This is a genomic window from Streptomyces sp. NPDC001985, assembly GCF_040296845.1.
GTDB lineage: Bacteria > Actinomycetota > Actinomycetes > Streptomycetales > Streptomycetaceae > Streptomyces.
On sequence record NZ_JBEOYB010000045.1, the window covers coordinates 47,524 to 69,664 of the forward strand.

At 69.9% G+C, this 22,141-nt stretch carries 13 protein-coding genes and 1 riboswitch; of the genes, 7 read left to right on the forward strand and 6 right to left on the reverse strand.

Features of this window, described 5'->3' with window-relative positions; translation table 11 throughout:
- Positions 1-170 precede the first annotated feature (170 nt).
- The 6 genes from ABT122_RS21005 (at position 171) to ABT122_RS21035 (ending at position 13,661) form a co-directional block, all read left to right on the forward strand.
- Complete coding sequence (locus tag ABT122_RS21005; protein WP_351554202.1) at positions 171-494, forward strand: hypothetical protein; 324 nt, start codon at positions 171-173, stop codon at positions 492-494.
- A 133-nt stretch (positions 495-627) separates the two neighbouring features.
- Positions 628-5,394, forward strand: a complete 4,767-nt coding sequence (locus ABT122_RS21015) for a DEAD/DEAH box helicase (protein WP_502976171.1) — start codon at positions 628-630, stop codon at positions 5,392-5,394.
- The gene (locus ABT122_RS21020) at positions 5,391-7,301 is read left to right on the forward strand and encodes a UvrD-helicase domain-containing protein (protein ID WP_351554211.1); all 1,911 of its coding nucleotides are present in this window, start codon (positions 5,391-5,393) and stop codon (positions 7,299-7,301) included. The genes ABT122_RS21015 and ABT122_RS21020 overlap by 4 nt, the downstream gene beginning before the upstream one ends.
- Positions 7,298-10,522: a helicase-related protein gene (locus ABT122_RS21025; protein ID WP_351554214.1), complete on the forward strand. Its 3,225-nt coding sequence runs from the start codon at positions 7,298-7,300 to the stop codon at positions 10,520-10,522. The genes ABT122_RS21020 and ABT122_RS21025 overlap by 4 nt, the downstream gene beginning before the upstream one ends.
- A complete protein-coding gene (gene drmB, locus ABT122_RS21030) occupies positions 10,519-12,330 on the forward strand; it encodes a DrmB family protein (RefSeq protein WP_351554217.1) in 1,812 nt (603 codons plus the stop codon). Before ABT122_RS21025 ends, drmB begins: the two co-directional genes overlap by 4 nt.
- A gap of 428 nt (positions 12,331-12,758) precedes the next feature.
- Positions 12,759-13,661, forward strand: a complete 903-nt coding sequence (locus ABT122_RS21035) for a CHRD domain-containing protein (RefSeq protein WP_351554219.1) — start codon at positions 12,759-12,761, stop codon at positions 13,659-13,661.
- 86 nt (positions 13,662-13,747) lie between these two features.
- On the opposite strand, the gene ABT122_RS21040 is transcribed toward ABT122_RS21035, so the two are convergent.
- The 5 genes from ABT122_RS21040 to ABT122_RS21060 form a co-directional block, all read right to left on the reverse strand.
- Positions 13,748-15,148: a DUF445 domain-containing protein gene (locus ABT122_RS21040; protein ID WP_351554221.1), complete on the reverse strand. Its 1,401-nt coding sequence runs from the start codon at positions 15,146-15,148 to the stop codon at positions 13,748-13,750.
- A 115-nt stretch (positions 15,149-15,263) separates the two neighbouring features.
- Complete coding sequence (locus ABT122_RS21045) at positions 15,264-15,965, reverse strand: DUF1707 SHOCT-like domain-containing protein (protein ID WP_351554245.1); 702 nt, start codon at positions 15,963-15,965, stop codon at positions 15,264-15,266.
- A gap of 48 nt (positions 15,966-16,013) precedes the next feature.
- Entirely contained in the window at positions 16,014-16,988 is a 975-nt protein-coding gene (locus ABT122_RS21050) for an ABC transporter ATP-binding protein (protein ID WP_351554224.1), read from the reverse strand.
- Positions 16,989-16,999: 11 nt separating this feature from the next.
- Positions 17,000-17,791 (reverse strand): ABC transporter permease, encoded by a 792-nt coding sequence (locus ABT122_RS21055; RefSeq protein WP_351554248.1) that lies wholly within the window; start codon positions 17,789-17,791, stop codon positions 17,000-17,002.
- 199 nt (positions 17,792-17,990) lie between these two features.
- Positions 17,991-18,791 carry an ABC transporter permease gene (locus tag ABT122_RS21060; protein ID WP_351554227.1) on the reverse strand — a complete coding sequence of 267 codons (801 nt, stop codon included), beginning with the start codon at positions 18,789-18,791 and terminating at the stop codon, positions 17,991-17,993.
- 212 nt (positions 18,792-19,003) lie between these two features.
- On the opposite strand from ABT122_RS21060, the gene ABT122_RS21065 reads away from it, so the two are divergent.
- Complete coding sequence (locus ABT122_RS21065; RefSeq protein ID WP_351554230.1) at positions 19,004-21,421, forward strand: transglycosylase domain-containing protein; 2,418 nt, start codon at positions 19,004-19,006, stop codon at positions 21,419-21,421.
- A 116-nt stretch (positions 21,422-21,537) separates the two neighbouring features.
- Here the strand turns inward: ABT122_RS21065 and ABT122_RS21070 are convergent, their stop codons facing one another.
- The gene (locus ABT122_RS21070; protein ID WP_351554233.1) at positions 21,538-21,858 is read right to left on the reverse strand and encodes a DMT family transporter; all 321 of its coding nucleotides are present in this window, start codon (positions 21,856-21,858) and stop codon (positions 21,538-21,540) included.
- A gap of 31 nt (positions 21,859-21,889) precedes the next feature.
- A riboswitch (guanidine-III (ykkC-III) riboswitch) is annotated at positions 21,890-21,948 on the reverse strand.
- Positions 21,949-22,141 lie beyond the last annotated feature (193 nt).

Here is a 22,141-nt window from a genome sequence, read left to right on the forward strand (position 1 = left end):
GCCCACTCCATTTATTCTTGCGGGCCGATCGATCTTGCCCTACGGTCGACTCCATCGAATTCTTCTCCACCCCACCACCTCACGCGCTTCCCTCCTTCGGAACGCATGAACTCCCGCAGCAGTGCGCCCTGAATTCGCCCTCTCCTTTCTTCAGAGAAAGCAGGACAGTCGTGTCCGAAGAGTCCGCGCTGAATAAGATGCGTCACCTGGTCGCCTCCTACGACTCTCTCGATGACCCGTACCTCCGGTCCGAATTCCTCGACATGCACGGCATGACGCGGGAAACCATCGCCACCTACCGCCGCCTCATCACTGCCGAGGAGCGCCGCGCCAGCGCCACCCCCTCCGCCACCGCTCACAGCACCTCGCGCAGGACGGGACGGGCACGCCGCGGCGGCGGCTCCGCCCCTCTCGCCCCTCCGGGACACCCCGGCTCAGGTAACCGCCGCCGCCCCACCATCTCCATCACCGTGCGCATCATCCTCGAACCGTAGGAGTTCGGGCACGGATTCGGGCTTCTTGGCCACTGTTCACGTGAGTTGTCGGTCGCGCACACAATCCGCGGCCGGCGCTCCGCTTTCCCTAATTTCCAGCGCCTTGTCAGCGGTTACAGGAACGGAAACCCTCGTGAGTCACCCGGATTCGACGGACACCGGAATCCTCTCGCCGGTCGTCAGTAAAGTCGTCGAACAGTCCGCACGCGTCCTGGAAACATATCGCGTTGACCCAGGTCTCATACAGGAACACGCGAATGGCGAACGACGGATCAGCCAGGGCGGGTACGGTGACCGACAGCTCTTCGAGCTGGTGCAGAACGCCGCGGACGAAATTGCGTCCGAACCGGGCGGAAAGGTCCACGCAGTTCTCACGAATACCCACCTGTACTGCGCGAACGAGGGCACGGCCGTCACGCCTGAAGGCGCGGAAACCATTCTTCGAATGAGTGTCTCGAAGAAGAGGGGCGGTCAGATCGGGCGCTTCGGAGTGGGTGTCAAGTCGGTTCTGGTGGTCACGGACGCCCCGCAATTCTTCAGCACATCGGGAAGTTTCGGATTCGACCGCGACTGGTCCCGCTCGGAAATCGTCAAGGCCGGCGGAGTCAATCTCGACGACATGGCCGAAACGCCGGTGCTGCGCATGGCCCGCCCCATGGACGCCGAACGGGAGCGCGAGACCGATCCCGTGCTGGACGAGCTCCTCGCCTGGGCGACCACGGTGGTGCGCCTCCCCCTGCTCCAGGGCGCCGCCGAGAACCTGGCGCGGGACATGTACCAGCACAAGGGCGACGACCGACGCGAGTTCCCCGCACGCTTCCAGCTCTTCTCCCACCATGTCGGCACGGTGGTACTGGAGGACCGTCGATCGACGGAGTCGGTGCGCCGGGAGATCACGGTCCGGCACGAGGGCTCCGTGCACATCATCAACGAGGAGCGGACCGGGCAGCAGAATCTCACCGAGAGCGAATGGCGGGTCTTCACGACGACGCACAGCCCCAGCGCGACCGCGCGGGCGAGCGCCGGCGAGATGCACGATCGCGGAACGATCGACATCTCCTGGGCAGTGCCGGCGTTCTCCGGCGACCAGGTGCTGAGCTCTCAGAAGGGACGCGGAGAGTTCTGGTCCTTCTTCCCTACGAAGTACCCCATGACCCTCAGTGGCGCACTGAACGGCGCGTGGAAGACAAATGAGGACAGACAGAATCTTCTGGACGCCAGTCCATTCAACCAGGAGATCATCCGGGTGGCGGCGCGGCTCGTGGTCGAATCACTCTCCGAACTGGCCCCTCCGCACGACCCGGGCGCCTATCTCCCCCTGCTGCCCGGCCGCACCAAGGGGTCGGAGACCCTCAACTGGGCGGACCAGTATCTGACCGAGCAGATCTGGCGGACGGCGACCGAACGGCCCTCACTCCCCGATCAGAACGGCGTCCTCAGAATCCCCCGTGAGCTGAGGTTCCATCCGGACGACGGCAACCGGGGCAAGCTCAAACCGCAGTGGCTCCGGATGTGGAACGCCCACCCGGGTCGGCCCGCCGACTGGGTGCACCCCTCCGTGGAGAGCGTGGAGATCCGCTCCGGCAAGGTGGAGCACATCCTCAGAGCTGCACGGCGAACGCGCGAATCGGTGCGGACGTGGCTGGAGGCCCTCGTCTCCGACGGCACCGCGGAGGCGTCGGCCGCTGCGATCCGCATCCTCGCCGAGTTGATCCAGGAGGACTCGCACTATGCGGAGGAGGCGCGGACCGCACGCGTGGTTCTCACCGAATCGGCGGGCATGGTCGCCCCGGTCGCAGGGAAGGTCTTCCGCCGCGTTGACGAGGACGGGCTCAAGGACGACCTCGTGTACGTCGATGCCGCGCTCTCGGACGACGCCTCCCTGGCGAGCGCGCTCAACGCGATCGGCATCAGGGAAGCGGACTCGCGCGGCCGTTTCACCGGGGTGCTCGATCAGGGCTTCGACCACTACACCGCGCGCGAGTGGACCCGGTTCTGGGAGCTCTTCCACAGCGCGGGCGGCAGTCATGTCAGCGGAGAGGTGCGATCACGTGTCCCCGATCCGCTGGAGAAGCTCTTCGTGCGCACCTCGGACGGCGGATTCCACCGGATGAGGAACTGCCTGATCCCCGGCCCGGTCGTCCCCGCCGACGGTTCACGGGACGCCTCCATGGCGGTGGACATGACCTTCCACTCCGACGATGTTCAGGTCTTCCGCGAGTTCGGTCTGCGCGACCGGCCGTCGAGTGGCCACCGCCCGGAGGACGAGGCGTGGTTCGCGGAGTACCGGAACGCGGTGTACGAGAGCTACTGCCGCAATCTCCCCAGCAATGCCAGTCGACCCCAGCAGCAGCGCCTCAAGCTGGAGGGCGCGGCCGTCGCCGGCTCGCTCCACCTTCTCCCGGAGCTGTCCGAGGACGGCAGGGCCGCGTTCGTGAAGGCGCTCCCGGACGACGGGGTGATCGACACCTGGACTCGCCAGATCGGGGCCCAGGCGTCCACACGGAGCCCGGTCGCCTCACCGCTCCGGTGGATGCTGCGCCGGCACGGTCGAGTGCACACCTCCAAGGGCGTCGTCCCGCTCGTCGATGCCGTGGGACCGCAGCTCGGTGCGTACAGCGATGTGCTGCCCGTGGCGGACATCAGCGCGGAGAAGGCCCGGAAACTGCACCTGCCGACCACGGTGGAGAAAGTGCCGGAGCGGCAGTGGGCCCAGCTTCTGGAGCAGCTGACCCGGAGTGTGGACGACGCCTTCGTCGGGCGGACCTATGTGATGCTGACCCGGCTCGGCGTGCCCTTCCCGGAGGACTCACTGACACGCTGCCGGGTCGGCGAGGAGTGGGACACTCGCGAGGACGCGGACATCGCCGTCGCCGCGTCCTCGGAGGAGTACCGGACCCTGCGCGCCGAACAGGTACCGGCACTGCTCGCCGGCACGCCCGACGACGCAGAGCTGATGGTCGACACCTGGGGAATGCTGCGCTTCACCGATGTGATCACCAGAGAGACGCGACACGTCCCCACGGGCGATCCGACTCCGCTGCGGGACGAGTTCCCCGCCCTGCGCCAGAGACTCGGAAATGTGGTCAACAACTACACCCTGCAGCGCTGCTCCGAGCTGGAGGAGGTGCTGCGCACCCCCAAGGGGATCAATCCGACGCCCCTGAACAGCGCCCTCGACGGCACGACCGTGCTCGTCCTCGACCCCGGGAACCCCCTGGACACCCTCATGGCGGTCGATCGGGAGCTGCGCTGGGGGCTGGGTGTGAAGGGCTGCCGAGCAGTGCTGGACGCGCACCGCAAGCAGGAGGAGGACCGTCTGCTGCAGGTGACCCTGCGGCGCGTGCGGGACGCGGAGAGCGTGGTCGAGAAACTGGAACTGCTCATCGGTGGCGACGCCCTGCGCTCGGGTCTGCCAACCGGGCTGGTGGAGAGCGAGATGGCCGAACCAGGAGGCGCGGAACCGTCAGCCAGGCGAATCGCCCAGATGGCGTACAACGCTCATGGCGACGGAGTGCTCCGTGCCCATGTGCGCGATCTCACCGCTGCCTACCCCAGTCACGCGCCGTCGGCGTTCACCGGAGCGAGCGCCGCCGTGAAATTCGTGGCGGATCTCGGCTTCCCCGATTCCTTCGCGGGGATGCGGGCACCGTCCCTCGCCGCGCGCCTCGACATTCCCGGCCCGACCGAGTTCCCCCGGCTGCACGGCTACCAGGAGCGACTCGCCGAGAACGTCTTCGTCATGCTGGACCGGGTCGCTCCGCAGCGCGGCATGCTCTCCCTTCCCACGGGAGCGGGCAAGACACGGGTGGCGGCCGAGGCCGTGATCCGATGGGTGCGGCAGTACGGGAAGCTGAGCGGCCCCATCCTGTGGATCGCCCAGACCGAGGAGCTGTGCGAGCAGGCCGTGCAGAGCTGGTCGTTCGTCTGGTCGAAGGTGGGCGCGGACGAACCGCTCGCCATCAATCGGCTCTGGACGACCAATGAGGCGGGTCCGGTGGCGGATCGCCCGCATCTGGTCGTCGCCACCGATGCCAAGCTGCGCAACTGCCTGGAGACGGATTCCTACGCCTGGCTGCGCGAGGCCGCTCTGGTGATCGTGGACGAGGCCCATACGGCCATCGCCCCGCAGTACACGCACATCCTCGGCGAGCTGGGACTCACGCACTCGCGCACCGATCGCCATCTGCTCGGGCTGACGGCCACGCCGTTCCGCAACACCAATGAGGACGAGACCCGTCGGCTGGTCCGGCGATTCGGCGGACGACGGCTCGATGACGGCGTCTTCGCATCGGACGATCCCTACTCGGAACTCCAGGAACTGGGCATGTTGGCGCGGGTCGCACACAAGGAGTTGACCGGTGGAACCATCGAGTTGACGCAGGACGAGAAGGACCGGACCGAGCAGTTGAGCGTGCTGTCCAAGTCCGCGGAGGAGCGCCTGTCGCGGGACCACGATCGCAACCGCCGGATCATCGACGAGATCACGGCCATGCCCTCGGACTGGCCGGTGCTGGTCTTCGCGACATCGGTCGACCACGCGAAGGTCCTGGCGTCGAAGTTGAATGACCGGTCGATCAGTGCGGCTGCGGTCGACTCGACCACCTCGGCCAGTGACCGCCGGCACCGCATCGACGCGTTCCGGCGCGGAAGGACCCGTGTCCTGACCAACTACGGTGTGTTGACGCAAGGGTTCGACGCGCCCGCCACCCGCGCCGTCGTGGTGGCCAGGCCCACCTACAGCCCGAACGTCTACCAACAGATGATCGGCCGAGGGCTGCGCGGCCCTCGTAACGGCGGCAAGGAGGAATGCCTCATCCTCAACGTCCGGGACAACATCTCCAACTACGGAAAGGCCCTGGCCTTCACCCTCTTCGAGCACCTGTGGAGAGCCAAGTGAACGACGTGTACACGGACAGCCCGGCGCTCACCGCAGAGCAGTGGGAGGTAGTGCGTCAACCATGGGACGCACGGGTTCTGGTGACCGCAGGGGCCGGGTCGGGCAAAACACACACCCTGGTGCGCCGGCTCGACGCGCTCATGACCGATGACGACGAGGCACTGGAGGCTCAGGAGATTCTCGTTCTCAGCTTCTCCCGTGCGGCGGTTCGGGAGTTGCGGGAACGCATCACCGCACATGCGGCAGCGGCCCGCAGGGTCCGTGTCCGGACCTTCGACTCCTGGGCGTACGACCTGCTGAGGAGCGAACAGCCGGACTTCGAGTGGAGCGGTCTCTCCTTCGAGACCCGTATCGAGCGGGCGGCCGGGGCAATCCTCCGCGGCGCGGTCGAGACCGGCGAGTCGGGTGCCCCGGCCCATGTGATGATCGATGAGGTCCAGGACCTGGTCGGGGCGCGCAGGGACATGGTGGAGACGCTGCTGGACCATTTTCAGGACAGTTGCGGATTCACCGTCGTCGGTGACGGGGCTCAGGCCGTCTTCGGGTTCCAGGTGTCCAATCCCGACGCGCGCGCGTCCGAGACCAACTACTTCTTCGACTGGCTCCGCGCCTCGTACCCCGACGATTTGATCGAACTGCGCCTGTCGGCCAATTTCCGCGCCGTCACGGAGGAAGCCCGCACGGCGCTCTCCCTGGGGCCGGCGCTTCAGAGCCTGTCGTCGAATCGGGAGGAGGCGGACGTCGAGGGCGAGGCAGTCCACCGTGAACTGCGGTCCCGACTGCTCGCCTGCCCGAGCTTCGGCGATCTCGGCGACGAATTCACCCTGGCGTCGCTCCGGGACTTCCCCGGCAGCTGCGCGATCCTGTGCCGCGACAATCGGCAGGCACTGTCCGTCTCGGGAACACTCCAGAAGCACGGTGTTCCCCATCGGACTCGGCGCTCCCTGCGGGACCGCCCGGTGCCCGCCTGGGTCGCGGACCTGCTGCGACGAACCGGGTCGGCGACTCTCACGGAACTGCGTTTCCAGGAGATCCTCGCCGAAGTGCGACTCGCCCCGTCGATCGATCCCACGCACGTCTGGCGTGCCCTGCGCGGCGCGGCCCGAGGGACACGCGGTCTGCTGGACCTGGCAGCGGTGCGTCGACTCGTCGCGGACGGCGGATTCCCGGACGAGCTGGCCGCTGCGGAGCCCGAGTCGCTGGTGGTGTCCACCACCCATCGCGCCAAGGGGCTGGAATTCGATCGGGTGATCGTGGTCGAACCCCCGACCGCCGCGGAGCTGCGGAAGCACCACACCCACGTCGATCCGGCGGCGGAGGCACGCCTGCTGTACGTCGCGATGACCCGGGCACGTGAGGATCTGTTCCGCATGACAGCGCCGTCGACCGCGCACATCCGCCGGAGCCGGGATACCGGTCGGTGGTACGCGGGCGGCCGGGAGTCCTATGTTCGCCTCGGAATCGAGGCGGACGGCCGTGACGTCTCGCGTGAGCACCCGCCGGGCACGGACGGGCCGCCGGCAGATCCTCTGGCGATCCAGGATCATTTGCTCACTTCGGTCAGCGCCGGTGACGATTTGACCCTTCGGCTCCAGCACGAGCTGCCGCTGGGCCCGGACGAGAGCCCTCCGTACACAGTCCTCCACGGGAACCGTCCGGTCGGAGTGGTGTCGGAGAGCTTTCGACGGGCATTGCACACATCGCTGAAAATCAACAGGAATTGGGAGATTCGTTGGCCCGTGGAGATCACGGGCTTCCGGGTGGACACACTCGAGAGTGTCGCGGGCAGCACGGCCTCGAGTGCCCGGGCCGGGCTCGGGGACCACGGGGTCTGGGTCGTTCCCCGGATGTCCGGTCTCGGTCGGCATGTCTGGGGCGGAAGCCAGTCGAAAGGACTGAGCGCATGACGAAGGAAGAGAACCGACACGCCGCGCACTACGAGATGCGGGACGAAATCGTCTCCCGGCTGCGCCGGGAACTGCTCGGCCCCGGCACCGACGACGAGGTGCTCACGCTCGACCCGCCGATCACGACCTATCCGATCGGGGTGCTCTTCCCCAGGGCCGCGAGCCAGTCGGCGGAGGAGGAGATCGCCGCCGACAGTGCCGAGAACGACGGCCCCGACAACACCCCCGTCATGAGGCGAAGGGATATCGAGGACACCGTGCCGGACCTCGGTGTCTCTCTGGCGAACGACCGCCGACCGTCGTCCATGGGCATCACCTTCGCCGTTGATCCGGCGGTCGCACCGAAGGTGGTCGTGACCACGGAGGGCGCGGTGTACGAGCCCGTGGACACCGATGGGCACCCGCTGACGGCCAAGCGGGCGGAGGTCCGCAGCACGGCCGAGCAGTCCGAGCACTGGCGTCGACGCGCGCTGCGAACCTCACCGGTCACCATCGACACCGCCGAACCGGGATCTCTTCCGCCGACACCCCTGAGTGACGGCGTGGAACTCCGCGCGCTCGTACGACGCCCCTCGGGATCGGGAGGGACTGTCACCATCACCGTCACGCTGGTCAACAGTCATCGGATCAGCGAACGCGAACTGCAGGACGCCTTCTGTCTGTACCAGCCCCGCATCATCGTCAGGACACCCGACGGAGCGCGGGGCTTCGTCGAACGGGCCGCCGCTCCGGGCGCGGCCGACAGCGAGCAGGCGGCGGCACGACTGCTTCACCGCCACGCCCCGACCTTCGCCAGGGGCCATGGGTGCGCCGCCGTCTGGGACTGGACTCCTCCCCCGGTCGGCGCGCCGAACACGGCACGAGCCTCGATCGCTGAGGTCAGAACCGAGTTCCTGCCCGCCCACGAGGTACTGCTGACCGATTCCAACCCGGAGATCGACGACTCGGCGCTCACCATGCGAGGCCTGGCCACGCGCACCCCGACCGAAGTGGTGAAGGCCCTCGACGACCTGGTCGCGGGCTACGCCGAGTGGATCGAACGCAAGCAGGCCGAGGCCGACTCCTTCTCCGGTACGGGATTCGAGTCGCCGGCGTCGGAACAGATCGCGCTCTGCCGATCGGCGCTGGAACGAATGCGCCGCGGAATCCGGATGCTCGAATCGCGACCCGATGCCATGCAAGCGTTCCGGCTCGCGAACGAGGCCATGGCACAGCAGCGGGCGCGCAGCTCATGGATCAAAGAGAATCGGTCGAAGCCCCTGGACCTCGAATCAGGCCGGTGGCGCCCCTTCCAGGTCTCGTTCATGCTTCTCTGCCTCGAGGGCATCGTGGACCCCGAGCACGAGGACCGCGGCATCGCCGACCTGCTCTGGTTCCCGACCGGTGGCGGCAAGACAGAGGCGTACCTCGGACTGATCGCCTTCACCGTGTTCCTGCGCCGCATGCGGCACGGAGCGCGAGGGGCCGGCGTATCGGTCCTGATGCGCTACACCCTTCGTCTGCTCACCCTGCAGCAGTTCGAACGGGCCGCGATTCTCATCTGTGCCATGGAGCGGATTCGCCTCGCGGACCGGGAGCGGCTGGGCACCGAGCCCATCTCCCTCGGCATGTGGGTGGGGCAGTCGGCGACGCCCAACACATTGAAGGTCGCGGAGCAGAGCCTGGCGGAGCTGCGCAAGGCCAGGACACTCCAGGAGAACAATCCGGTCCAACTCCATGCCTGTCCCTGGTGTGGCGCCAGGCTCGACGCACACCAGTACGAGGTGGACGAGGAGGCGCTGCGGATGCATGTCCGCTGCCCGGACGCGTCCTGCGACTTCCGGGACGGACTCCCGGTGCATCTCGTCGACGAGTCCGTCTACGACGCCCGCCCCACCCTGGTGATCGCGACCGTGGACAAGTTCGCGTCCATGCCCTGGCGCGAGAGGACCGCGGCGCTCTTCAACCGGGACCGCGGGGACGGCACACCGCCGCCCGAACTGATCGTCCAGGATGAACTCCATCTGATCTCGGGACCGCTCGGCACACTGACCGGGCTGTACGAGACCGCGGTGGACCTGCTCGCCGACCGTCCCAAGGTGATCGCCTCGACCGCCACCATCCGTCGGGCGGCGGCCCAGGGAAGGGCACTCTTCGCCCGCGAGGTCTCACAGTTCCCACCCGCCGGGCTGGACTCCCGTGACTCCTGGTTCGCCGTGGAGACCCCTCGGGAGTCGAAGGCCAGTCGGCAGTACGTCGGGCTGCTCACGCCGAGCACCAGTCAGGCGACGCTGCTGATTCGCACCTATGCGACTCTGCTGCACCAGGCGCTGCGCTCGGACACGTCCGACGAGGTGCGCGACGCGTACTGGACCCTGGTGGGGTACTTCAACAGCCTGCGACTCCTGGCAGCGGCGGAGCTTCAGGTGCACGACGACGTCGTGTCCCATCTGGAGTATCTGGCGGAGCGGGACGGAGTCCCGAAACGGGAGATACGTGAGCAGACGGAGCTGACCAGCCGCGCCAATTCGAGTGAGATCCCGGCGCGTCTCAAGCAGATCGAGAAGCGACTCCCCCACGAGGAGGCGGTGGACGTCCTGCTCGCCACGAACATGATCTCCGTGGGTGTCGATGTGGACCGGCTGGGTCTCATGGCCGTGATGGGTCAGCCCCAGACGACCGCCGAGTACATCCAGGCGACCAGTCGCGTGGGCCGCAGCAGACCGGGGTTGGTCGCGGTCATGCTCAACTCCTCGCGTTCGAGGGACCGCTCCCACTACGAGAACTTCCTGCACTTCCACTCCGCCCTGTACCGGGAGGTGGAGTCGACAAGTGTCACGCCCTTCTCGGCGCGTGCGAGGGATCGAGGGCTGCACGCCGTCGTGGTGGCACTCGCGCGCATTCTCATCCCCATCGCCCGCCCGAATGAGGGTGCCGGGCGCATCGACGAGTTCCGCGAGGAACTCGACACGGTCGTCAAGCCGGTGCTTCTGGAACGAGTCGCCGGGATCGATCCCGATGAGTACAGGGCGACAGCCGACGCCTTCGACGAATTCGTCGACTGGTGGGCGGACGAGGCCGAAGCTCAGGGCGGGCTGCTCTACGAGGCCCGCCGAGGCACCCGGACTCCCTCACTGCTGAGTTCCTTCGACGACGAATCGACCGACGCCGCCTGGGCAACGCTATGGAGCCTGCGCGACGTCGACGCAGAATCAGCTCTCTTCATGGAGGCATCCCGATGACCCCTCCCCCCAGGCGACGCCGGAACGCGGGGGCTCCCGAGCGCTCCCTCCCGCGGCGCGGAGCCGTCCGCAGAGCCCAGATGATCACGACCTATGGTGTCGGGTCCATGATCGCGGTGGACGGCGAGTCGTTCATGGTCTCGGGCATCGACTCGTGGAACATCGACCGGGCCCCGACCATTCACGAATTCCGGCTGGCACGGATGCTGAATGTGAAGAGCTTCCGGCTGCCTCCGGCGAGCGACGACACCGACAGGGACGGTGTGCGCGTGAGACGTTTTCCACTCTGGCACTCATGCCCGAGCTGTGACGCGCTCGGGCATGTGCGCGCGTTCAACTCCCCTCCGGGAAAGAACGAGTGCGGTGACTGCGGAGAGGATCTCGTCCCCTCGCGTTTCGTGATCGCCTGCGCCGAGGGGCACATCGAGGATTTCCCGTACTGGAAGTGGGCCCACCGCGACAACCGACAGTCGGGGCAGTCGGGTCTCTGCGGCGGGGAGATGCGACTGAGGAGCAGTGGGCGAACCGCGTCTCTCCGCTCCGTACTGATCTCCTGCACCTGCGGAATCCCCGAGGTCTCGATGGAGGGCGCGTTCCGCAGGAGCGCCCTCTCCAACCTCAAGGTCCGCTGTGGGGGTGGACGCCCCTGGCTGAGGAATGCGCCCCCCGAGCCCTGCTCCGAGGCACCGCGCACCCTCCAGCGCGGTTCCTCCATGGCGTGGCAGCCGATCGTCAAGTCCGCGCTCGCCATCCCTCCGTACAGCGACGGCACGGCCGACCTGCTCGCGAACCACTGGGAGGCCCTTCGCGACAAATCCCGCCAGGAGGTCGAGCACCACCTGAGCGTGTTGGGCATCGACAAGGGGGTCGAGTTCGATGTCGACACCGTCATGGCGGTACTGGAGGCCGAGGATCGGGCCGACGCAGAGGGCCGGACCAACCGCACACTCCGCAATCAGGAGTACGAGAGCCTGCTCAAGGGCCACCCCGAGCACGAGGGAACACGCGCCGAGTCGTTCGTCTGCGAGCCGCCGACATCCGATGCGGCACCGCTGCGACCGTACGGAGTGCTGCGGCCCATGCTGGTGAAGCGGCTGCGCGAGGTTCGCGCTCTCAAGGCGTTCTCCCGCGTGGAGTCCCCCGACGAGAGCACTGAGGTCCACGAGGCAGCGCTGTCCCTCGCGCCCATGGAGTGGCTGCCCGCCATGGAGGTCCGCGGCGAGGGTGTCCTCATCCGGCTTGACGAGGAGCGACTGGACTCCTGGGCGGCCGGATCGGCGGTCGCCGCCCGCGTGGATCGTATCCATCGAAATCATCTGCGCCGGCTTCGGGAATGGTCCAACGACCCGGAAGTCCAACCAGAATCCCCGGCCACCCCGCGTCTGGTGCTGCTGCACACCCTGGCCCATGTATTGATCAACGAGTGGAGTCTGGACGGTGGCTATCCCGCCGCTTCACTGCGGGAACGCCTGTACTCGTCCGACTCCATGGCCGGTGTCCTCGTCTACACCGCCACGAGCGACTCGGCGGGAAGCCTCGGCGGGGTGGTCGCACAGGGGGAGCCACAGCGCTTGGCTGTCGCGCTGCGCTCCGCGCTGCACCGCGCGGAGTGGTGCTCGGCGGATCCGCTCTGCGTCGAATCCGAGGCGAGTGGCGCGGGAAGCATCAATCTCGCCGCCTGCCACGCCTGCGTCCTGCTGCCCGAGACGAGCTGTGAGCACAACAACGGACTGCTGGACCGCGCGCTGCTGATCGGCACTCCCGAAGATCCGACGATTGGGTTCTTCACAGCGAACCATTCCCAGTGAGGCACGGCGGCCGAGGTCCGACGCAGGTCGGGGGTGCTTCTTGGCGAGTTTCCCGGTCGCCGCGACCGAAAACCGCTCCCTCTCCAGAGCCTGACCGTTCGCCTCTCCGACAGCGGTGACGACAACGCAGCAGGAATGGGACCAGTCGCAGCACATCGCCTGTTCCGTACTCGCGGCACGTTCGGTCCGGTTCAAGGGTCGGTTCGGTCGGGACCGGGCGAGGAGGCGGGCGGTGGGGTCGTGTGAGGTCGAGCGGGTGGGGTGGCGGGGAGCCTCGGTGGGGGCGTCGGGTGGTCTGTTCAGTGGAACGCGGCCAACTGACCGTTGGTTCAAGCCGATTGGCGGATCATTCCCGGGCGGCCGGCCCGTCGGCTCGTACGCTCGGACCACCGGCGCAGACCCGTCGGATCAAGGGAGGACCCACCGCGATGCAGAGGCGATTCATATCCGTGGCGGCGAGCGCCATCGTGTTCGGCACGGCGGGGGCCGTCCCCGCCGCCGCCCACGGGGGAAGCCATGACCGTGGCACCACCTCCGCGTACTCCGTCACACTCTCCGGCGCCAACGAGGTGCCGGTCCCCGGTGGGCCCGCCGTCAACGACCCCGACGGGAAGGCGGTCGCGCTGATCAAGGTCCGGGGCGACCGGGTCACCTTCGCGGTGAAGTGGCAGGGGCTCGTGCCCAGCCTCGGGCACATCCACCAGGGCGGCGCCGGGCAGAACGGTGCGCTCAGGGTGGCGCTGTGGGGCAGTTCCATGCCCGACAGCGTCAGCGCGGCGGCCGGCCGGGTGACCGTCACCGATGCCGCGCTGGCCGGACAGATCCGCGAGAACCCCGCCGGGTTCTATGTGAACCTGCACAGCGCCGAGTTCCCCGGCGGAGCCGTGCGCGGACAGCTCCAGCGGTTCACGGGGGACGTCGACCCGCTCGGCATCGTCCGCGGCGGCACTCTGCGGGCGCTCTCCGACGGCGCGCAGGAGGTCCCGAAGGACGACGCCTCCAAGGTCGGGGACCCCGACGGGCGCGCGCTCACCCTGCTGAATCCCCGGGGGAGCACCGTCGACTACGCGCTGGCCTGGCGCGGCATCCAGAGCCCCTCCCTGGGCCATGTCCACCAGGGCGCGTTCGGCAAGAACGGGAGTGTCGTCCTCGACTTCTTCAACCGGCCCGTGCCCGGCGGGGTCCTCGCCGTCGCCGGGAGGCTCACCGGCCAGGACCGCGACGCCGTCCAGCGCGTCCGGGCCAACCCCGGGGACCACTACTCCAACATCCACACCGCCGAGTTCCCCGACGGAGCCGTGCGCGGACAGCTCTTCGGCCGGCGGGGGTGAGTGGCCGACCCGGCAGACGCGAGGGTGGTGCGGCGCCCCCGCACCACCCGGGCCATCTCCACCACCCGCGGGGCGCCCTCCTCCGCTCAGCCCCCCAGCGCGTGCGCCACCGTGTAGATCAGCAGGCCGGCCAGGGCGCCGACGACCGTGCCGTTGATGCGGATGAACTGGAGGTCCCGGCCGATGTGGGCCTCGATCTTGCGTGAGGTGTGCTCGGCGTCCCAGCCCGCCACGGTGTCCGAGATCAGCGAGGTGATCTCTCCGCGGTACGTGGTCACGACATAGACCGCCGCGTCCTCCACCCAGCCGTCCACCTTGGACTGGAGCCGTTCGTCGGACGCCAGCCGCGCGCCCAGCGAGAGCAGCGAGGCGCGGGCCCGCAGCCTCAGTTCGCTGCGGTCGTCCTCCGCCGCCGAGAGGATCATCGCGCGCACGGAGGACCACGCCGAGGCGATCACATCCTGCACCTCCGTGCGCGAGACCAGCTCCGACTTGAGGCGCTCCACCCGTGCCCGGGTCTCGGTGTCCGACTGGAGGTCGGCGGCGAAGTCCGTGAGGAAGCGGTCGATCGCCCCGCGCGCCGGGTGGTCGGGGGCGTCGCGCATCTCGGTGACGAAGCGCAGCAGCTCCCGGTAGACCCGCTCCCCCACCTTGCGGTCCACGAAGCGCGGGGTCCACCCGGGTGCCCCGCCCTCGACCGCGTCCATCACCGACGCGGCATGGGTGACCAGCCAGTCGTGGGCGCGGGCGCAGACCAGGTCCACGGCGCGGTGGTGCGCGCCGTCGCCGACCACCTTCTCCAGGGTCTTGCCGATACCGGGGGCGATCTCGGCGCTGTTGGCCCGCCGGGTGATCGCCTCGCCGACCACGGCCTGGACGTCCGAGTCGCGCAGCACGGTGAGCGCGCCGCGCAGGGCGGTGGAGAGCTCGGAGGTGACCCGGTCGGCGTGGGCGGGCTCGGCGAGCCACGCCCCGAGCCGGGCGCCGATGCCCACGGAGCGCAGCCGGGACCGCACCACGTCCTCGGAGAGGAAGTTCTCCCCGACGAAGGAGCCGAGCGAGGCTCCCAGCTGGTCCTTCTTGTTCGGGATGATCGCGGTGTGCGGAATCGGGATGCCCAGCGGGTGGCGGAAGAGCGCGGTCACCGCGAACCAGTCGGCGAGCGCGCCGACCATGCCGGCCTCGGCCGCCGCGGCGACATATCCGGCCCAGGGGCCCGCTCCCGCGTTCTTCGCCCAGGTGGCGAGCGCGAAGATCACCGCGACCAGGACCAGCAGTCCGGTCGCGAAGAGCTTCATCCGGCGGACGCCGCGCTGTTTCTCCGCGTCCGCCTCGGTGAAGGTGAAGGAGGGGAGCCCGCCGCGGCGCGGCCCGCGGCCGGCGCCGGGTGCGCCGCCCGGCGACCCGGCGCCCGTCCCACCCGGCGAACCGCCCGACGTCCCGTCCGGCGACCCGCTCCCCTGTTCCTCATGTGCTGTGCGATTCATCCGCTCCACCCGTTCACGCGCGTTCCCCCCGCATTGTCCCTGCCTCAGGTACTCCCAGGGTGCACCCTGAGTTCCCGGGAGGGCCGGGCGGCGGCTCCCGCGCCGGGCCGCGCGGTCAGTCCAGCTCCTTGCGGGGGCCGCCCCCGCCCTTCTCCAGCCGCTTCCGTTCGCGCTCCAGCTCCCGCTCCCGTTCCCGCTCGGCCTTCAGCCGCTGCTTCTCGGCCCTGGTGCGCCGGTGCTTCACATCCACCCCGCCCATCAGCGCGAATCCGGTGACGCGCACCCTCGGGGACGAGGGGTCCGGCGCCGTGTCCGCGCCGTGGTCCGCGAACTCGCCCATGAAGGCGGCGCCGGTGACATCGACGTTCAGCCCGGGCGGCGCGATGACATCGATCCCGCCCATGATCGCGAAGCAGCGGATCTCGACCACGCGGTCCTCGAAGCGGGCCTCGCGCAGATCCAGATCGCCGCCGGCCATCATCGCGAAGGCGGTGAACCGGCGGGGCACCGTCCAGCGGCCCTTGCGGCTGAAGCCGCCCCAGAAGGCGAAGGCGTTGCGCGAGGTCGCCGGGCCGCCGATGCGCTCGGCCCAGCGGGACCGGCTCCCGGCCTCCTCCGCCGGGGCGAAGGCCCCGGGCGCCGGGGTGGCCGCCGGCTCCGGGAGGTCCTGGACCAGCGGCTCCAACTCGCCTCGCGTGCGGGCCCGGAGGGCGGTGTCGAGGCGCTCCTCGAACTCCTCCATCGTGAGCCGGCCCTCCGCCGCCGCGTCGCGCAGCCGCTCGGCGATCCGCTCACGTTCCGTGTCCGAGGCCCGCATCTCTGGGAGTTCGCTCATACGTGCCAGGATAGACAGCGCGAGGGGTCATCACCGGGGGACGCCCGCGGGGGCGGAGCCCTCCGCGTACATCCTCGCGATCACCGCCTCGATGTCCGGCTCGCGGACGGACAGATCCATCACCGGATATCTCTCGGCCAGCTCGGCCACCAGCGGCGCCGCCGACCGGGACGCCGGGAAGGCCAGCCACTGCCGGGGGCCCTCCACCCGCACCGTACGGGCGAACTCCGTCACCACCGGCGGAAGCTCCCGCTCCAGGTCGACCACCAGGGTCCGTTCGCTCCCGCCCGCCGCGTGCAGCCCGGCGAGCGAGCCGTCGTACATCAGCCGCCCGTGGTCGATGACCATCACCCGCCGGCAGAGCTGTTCGATGTCCGTCAGATCGTGGGTGGTGAGCAGCACGGTCGTCCCGCTGCCCGCGTTCAGCTCGCGCAGGAACTCCCGCACCTTGGCCTTGGAGATCACATCGAGGCCGATCGTCGGCTCGTCCAGATAGAGCACCTCGGGGTCGTGCAGCAGCGCCGCCGCGATGTCGCCGCGCATCCGCTGGCCGAGTGAGAGCTGCCGTACGGGCACCTCCAGCAGCTCCGCCAGATCCAGGAGTTCGACGCAGCGGTCCAGGTTCTCCCGGAACCGCCGGTCCGGGATGCGGTACATCCGGTGCATCAGCCGGTACGAGTCCTTCAGCGGCAGATCCCACCACAGGGTGGTGCGCTGGCCGAAGACGACACCGATCCGCTGGGCCAGCCGGGTGCGCTCGCGCGCCGGGTCGATGCCGGCGACCCTCAGCCGGCCGGCGCTGGGGGTGAGGATGCCGGTGAGCATCTTGATGGTGGTGGACTTCCCGGCGCCGTTCGGGCCGATGTAACCCACCATCTCGCCGCGCGCCACCCGGAAGCCGATCCCGTCCACGGCGCGCACCTGGTGCTTCTCCCGGCGCAGCAGGCCGGCCCGGCGGCGTACGTCGAAGACCTTCTCGACCCCGTCCAGTTCGATCACGTCCATGGTCAATCCGGTCAACTCCCGGTACTGCGGTAGGAACGGAGCCCGACCCGCCAGGCCAGCGAGGCGAGCCAGCAGCAGCCGACGGCGATCAGGGGCGGCAGAAAGGCGAACCACTGCGGCACATCGAGCGGGTAGGGCCGCTCCAGGATGTGGAGCGCGGGGAGCCAGCTCACAAAGGCGAGCGGGACGACGAAGGTGACCCCGCGCACCAGGTCCTGGGCGAAGACGGACGGCGGGTACTGGAGCATGGTGCTGCCGCCGTAGGTGAAGGAGTTCTGCACCTCGGCCGCGTCCTGCGCCCAGAACTGGAAGGCCGCGCCGCCCACGAACACGGCCGCGAAGATCCCCGCCCCGCTCAGCACCATCATCGGCACCATGAGCACCTTCAGAAGGGTCCAGTCCACGTCCACCGCGTACAGACCGTACGCCAGCACCAGGGCGCCCTGGAGGACCCGGCCGAGCCGGCGCAGGGCGAAGCGGTCGGCGGCGATCTGGGCGAGGACCGGAGCGGGGCGTACGAGAAGGGTGTCCAGGGTGCCGTCGCGGACCCGGCGCCCGAGCCGGTCGACCGTGCCGAGGGCGAGGTCGGTGAGGCCGAAGGAGGTGCTGACCGCCCCGTACAGAAAGGCGATCTCGGCGAGGGTGAAGCCGCCGAGCACATCGATGTGCGAGAACATCAGCAGGATCGCGAGGAAGTCGAAGCCGGTCACCGCGAAGCTGGCGAGGGTGGCCATGACGAAGGACGCGCGGTAGGCCAGGGTGGAGCGAATCCACATCGCGGCGATGAGGGCGAAGGCCCGCAGCCCGTCCCGGACGACCGGCGGGGCGGGACCGAAGGCCGGCGCGCCGCCGGACCAACCGGAAGGACCGGCGGGGCCGGGACCGGAAGGACAGGCGGGACCGGAAGGTCCCGAGGGGCCGGGGATGCCCGGGGGGCCCGCGGAGCCGGGGGCGCCCGAGGGGCCATCCCCCGGAGCCGTGCCCCCGGCCGGCGCCGTCGTCTCAGCCACCCTGCACCACCACCCTGCGCGTCGCCACCGTCTGGAGCACCCGCCCGGTGGCGAGCAGCGCCGCCGCCCACCCCGCCTGGAACGCGAACGCCCCCATCAGACCCCACCCCGTGTGCTTGCCCAGCAGCACATCCGCCGGCACCTGGAGCATCGACGACCAGGGCAGCGCCCGCGCCACCTCGCCCAGCGCCCCCGGGAAGATGTTCAGCGGCAGCAGCATCCCCGAGAAGAACAGCCCCGCCAGCCAGCTGATCTGCGCCACCCCCGCGCCGTCCAGCAGCCAGAACGCCGAGAGCGCCACCACGAAGCGGATCGCGAAGCTCACCACCACCCCGAGCACCACCGCCAGCAGAAACGCGGCCCAGGTGACCACCGACCCCGGCAGCGCCAGCTCGAAGGCGAGCGCCCCGAACGCCATGGGCGCCACCCCCCGTCCCAGCAGATGGAAGGCGGCCCGGCCCAGGTCGCCCGCCAGCCAGAAGAGCTGGAGGTCGGCCGGGCGGTAGAGGTCGACGGCGATGTCGCCGGTGCGGATGCGCTCGACCAGCTCCTCCTCGAAGCCGCCGCCCATCATGGCGCAGGTCATCAGCAGCGCCTGGCCCAGCCACACATAGGTGACCGCCTGGGAGACGTCATAGCCGCCGAGGCCGGGGCGCTCGTCCCACAGGGCCACATAGGTGTAGGCCATGATGAAGCCGAAGACGGTGTTGGTGAAGACCCCGGCCACCGTCGCCACCCGGTAGGTCGCGAAGCGCCGGAACCCTCCGGCCGCCACCAGCGCGTACAGCCTCACTCGCCCGCTCCCGCCCGATAGCCCGGGTGCCCGCTTCGGAGAACAGCCGCGGAGAACCGCCGCGGAGACCGTCACGGAGACCGCCACGGAGAACCGCCTCAGAGCACCAAAGCGCCCGAGCCTAGTCCCGGCGGCGAGCGGTCCGCGACGTATTTATGGGTGACGGGGCGACGGTACGGGGGATATCCAGGGGAAAAGTGCAGTATGGGGCCATGAGTGAGGAGCCACAGCGACCGGGCTGGTCCGCCAGGGACGCGACCGCGCCCGGGCCGGGACCGGGACCGGAGCCGGAACGGAAACGGTCCCGCGCCCGCCGGCCCCGGCGCACCGGATGGCGCCGGCTGGTCCCCACCTGGCGCATGGCGCTCGGCGGGGTCCTGCTGCTCGCACTGCTGCTGATCGGCGGCTTCGCCGCGGGGTACGCGCTGGTCCACATCCCGTCCGCCAACGCCGCGGCCACCGCCCAGTCCAATGTCTATCTGTACGAGGACGGCAGCCAGATCGCGCGCGACGGCGAGATCAACCGGGAGAACGTCGACCTGGCGCGGGTGCCCCTGACCGTCCAGCGGGCCGTGCTCGCCGCCGAGGACCGCGACTTCCACTCCGAACGGGCCGTGGACCCCCAGGCCATGGTCCGCGCCGCCTGGAACACCCTCACCGGCAAGGGCAAACAGTCCGGCTCCACCATCACCCAGCAGTACGTCAAGAACTACTACCTGGGCCAGGAGCAGACCATCTCCCGGAAGTGGAAGGAGTTCTTCATCTCGATCAAGCTCAGCCGGGAGCAGAGCAAGAGCGAGATCCTCCAGGGCTACCTCAACACCAGCTACTTCGGCCGGAACGCCTATGGCATCCAGGCCGCGTCCCAGGCGTACTACGGCAAGGACGTCGCCGAGACCGACACCGCCGAGGGCGCCTATCTCGCCACCCTGCTCAACGCGCCCAACGCGTACGACACCGCCACCCACCCCGAGAACCGCTCCGCCGCCGTCGCCCGCTGGAACTACACGCTCGACGGCATGGTGAAACAGAAGTGGCTCACCCCCGCCGAACGGGCGAATCTGGTCTTCCCCGAGCCCCGGCGGGCCAAGCCCGCGAACGGGCTCTCCGGGCAGCGCGGCTATGTCGTCCAGGCCGTCGAGGAGTACCTCACCGCCCACCGCGTGCTGGACGAGAACACCCTCGCCGCCGGCGGCTACCGCATCACCACCACCCTGGAGCGCGCCAAGCAGGACGCCTTCGTCCGCGCGGTGGACGACCAGGTGATGGACCAGGTGGACGGCGAGGCCCGCCCCGCGGACCGCAATGTGCGGGTCGGCGGCGTCTCGATCGACCCCGCGACCGGGGAGGTCGTCGCCATGTACGGCGGCGTCGACTACACCCGGCAGTACGTCAACAACGCGACCCGCCGGGACTACCAGGTCGGCTCCACCTTCAAGCCGTTCGTCCTCGCCGCCGCGATCGAGCACGGCTCCCGCACCCAGGACGGCCGGCCCATCACCCCGTACACCGTCTACGACGGCACCGACAAGCGTCCGGTCCAGGGGTGGAGCGGGAAGCGGTACGCCCCCGAGAACGAGGACGGGACCTCCTACGGGCCGATCACCGTCACCGAGGCCACCGACAAGTCCGTGAACGCGGTGTACGCCCAGATGGCGATGGACGTGGGCCCGGCGCGGGTGCGGCAGACCGCGATCGGTCTCGGGCTGCCCGCGAGCACCCCCGACCTCACCGCTTCGCCGTCCATCGCGCTCGGTCCGGCCACCGCGAGCGTGCTGGACATGGCGGAGGCGTACGCCACCCTCGCCAACCACGGCCGGCACGGCACGTACACGATGGTCGCCGAGGTCACCAAGGACGGACAGCCCGTGCCGCTGCCCGAGCGCCGGACCCGGCAGGCGATCAGCCGGGAGGCCGCCGACACGACCACGGCGGTCCTCCAGAGCGTGGTGGCGGGCGGCACCGGCACGGCCGCCCAGTCGGCGGGCCGCCCGGCCGCGGGCAAGACGGGGACCGCGGAGGAGGACCGGGCCGCGTGGTTCGCGGGCTACACCCCGCGACTCGCGACCGTGGTCGCGGTGATGGGGCAGGACCCGGACACCGGTGCGCAGAAGCCGCTGTACGGGGCGCTGGGGCTGCCGAGGATCAACGGCGGCGGGGCACCGGCGCGGATCTGGGGGCAGTACACCGGAACGGCCCTGGCCGGCAGCGAGATCGTGGAGTTCGAGCTGCCGGCCCCGGCGGGGGTGCCGGAGCCGATGGCCTCGCCGGGGCCGGCGAGCCCGGGGGGCACGGCCCCGGTGCCGGGCTCCGGCCGGCCGCTGCCGGCGATGACCCTCCCGGCACCGCAGCGGACACCGGGCGAGAGCCCCGGGGGGCCCGGGGAGCCGGGCGCGGGTCCTCCGGTGCCGGGCCCCGGGGGGCCGGGCGCGGCGATCGGCGGGCTCGGTGACATCGCCGGAGTGGACGGGATCGGCGGCGCCGAGGGGACCGAGGGCGCGGACGCGCTGGGCGACGCGGTGCTCAACGGGCTGCCCGAGCCGGGCGACGGGGGCGCGCCCGGCGCGCCGCGGGAGGAGCCGGGGCCGACGGGTCCCGAGGGATCGCCGCAGGCCACCGGCCCGCAGTGACCGGCGACCGCTGGTGACCGGTGCGGGTCACCAGCGGGCCGGGGAGGGACCCGGCCGCCACAGGGGGGAAGCGGGGCGGCCGGGAGCTGGGGGTGGGCGCGGGTACGGGGGCGGGGTCAGTGGCCGGAGGTCGCCTTGAGGCCGACCACCGCGACCAGCAGCAGTGAGACGAAGAAGATCCGGGCCGCGGTCACCGGCTCGTTCAGCGCCACCATGCCGACGATCGCCGCACCGGCGGCGCCGATGCCGACCCAGACGCCGTACGCGGTACCGATCGGCAGCGTCTTGGCGGCCTGCGCCAGCAGGACCATGCTGGTGACGATCCCCGCGCCGGTGAACACACTCGGCCAGAACTTGGTGAAGCCCTCGGTGAACTTCATCCCGATCGCCCAGCCGACTTCGAGGAGACCGGCGACGATCAGGAGAACCCAGGCCATGACACACCTCCGACGACGGGGACTTCCACGGGGTGCGTCGTCTTTACGGGGCCCGGTACGGCGCGTCTCGTCGGGGTGTGCCCACCGTAACAAAAACGGGGCCCGGGGGCCGGTGAGTTGGATCACCAGCCCCGGCGGGCCCCGACAGCGCCCGGGGCGTCTCTTTCGGATCGTGCCGGGGGGGGGGGGGCCCCCCCCCCGCCCCCCCCCCCCCCCCCCGCCCCCCCCCCCCCCGCCCCCCACCCCCCCCCCCAAAACCACACACTAAGGGTTAGAATGTGGA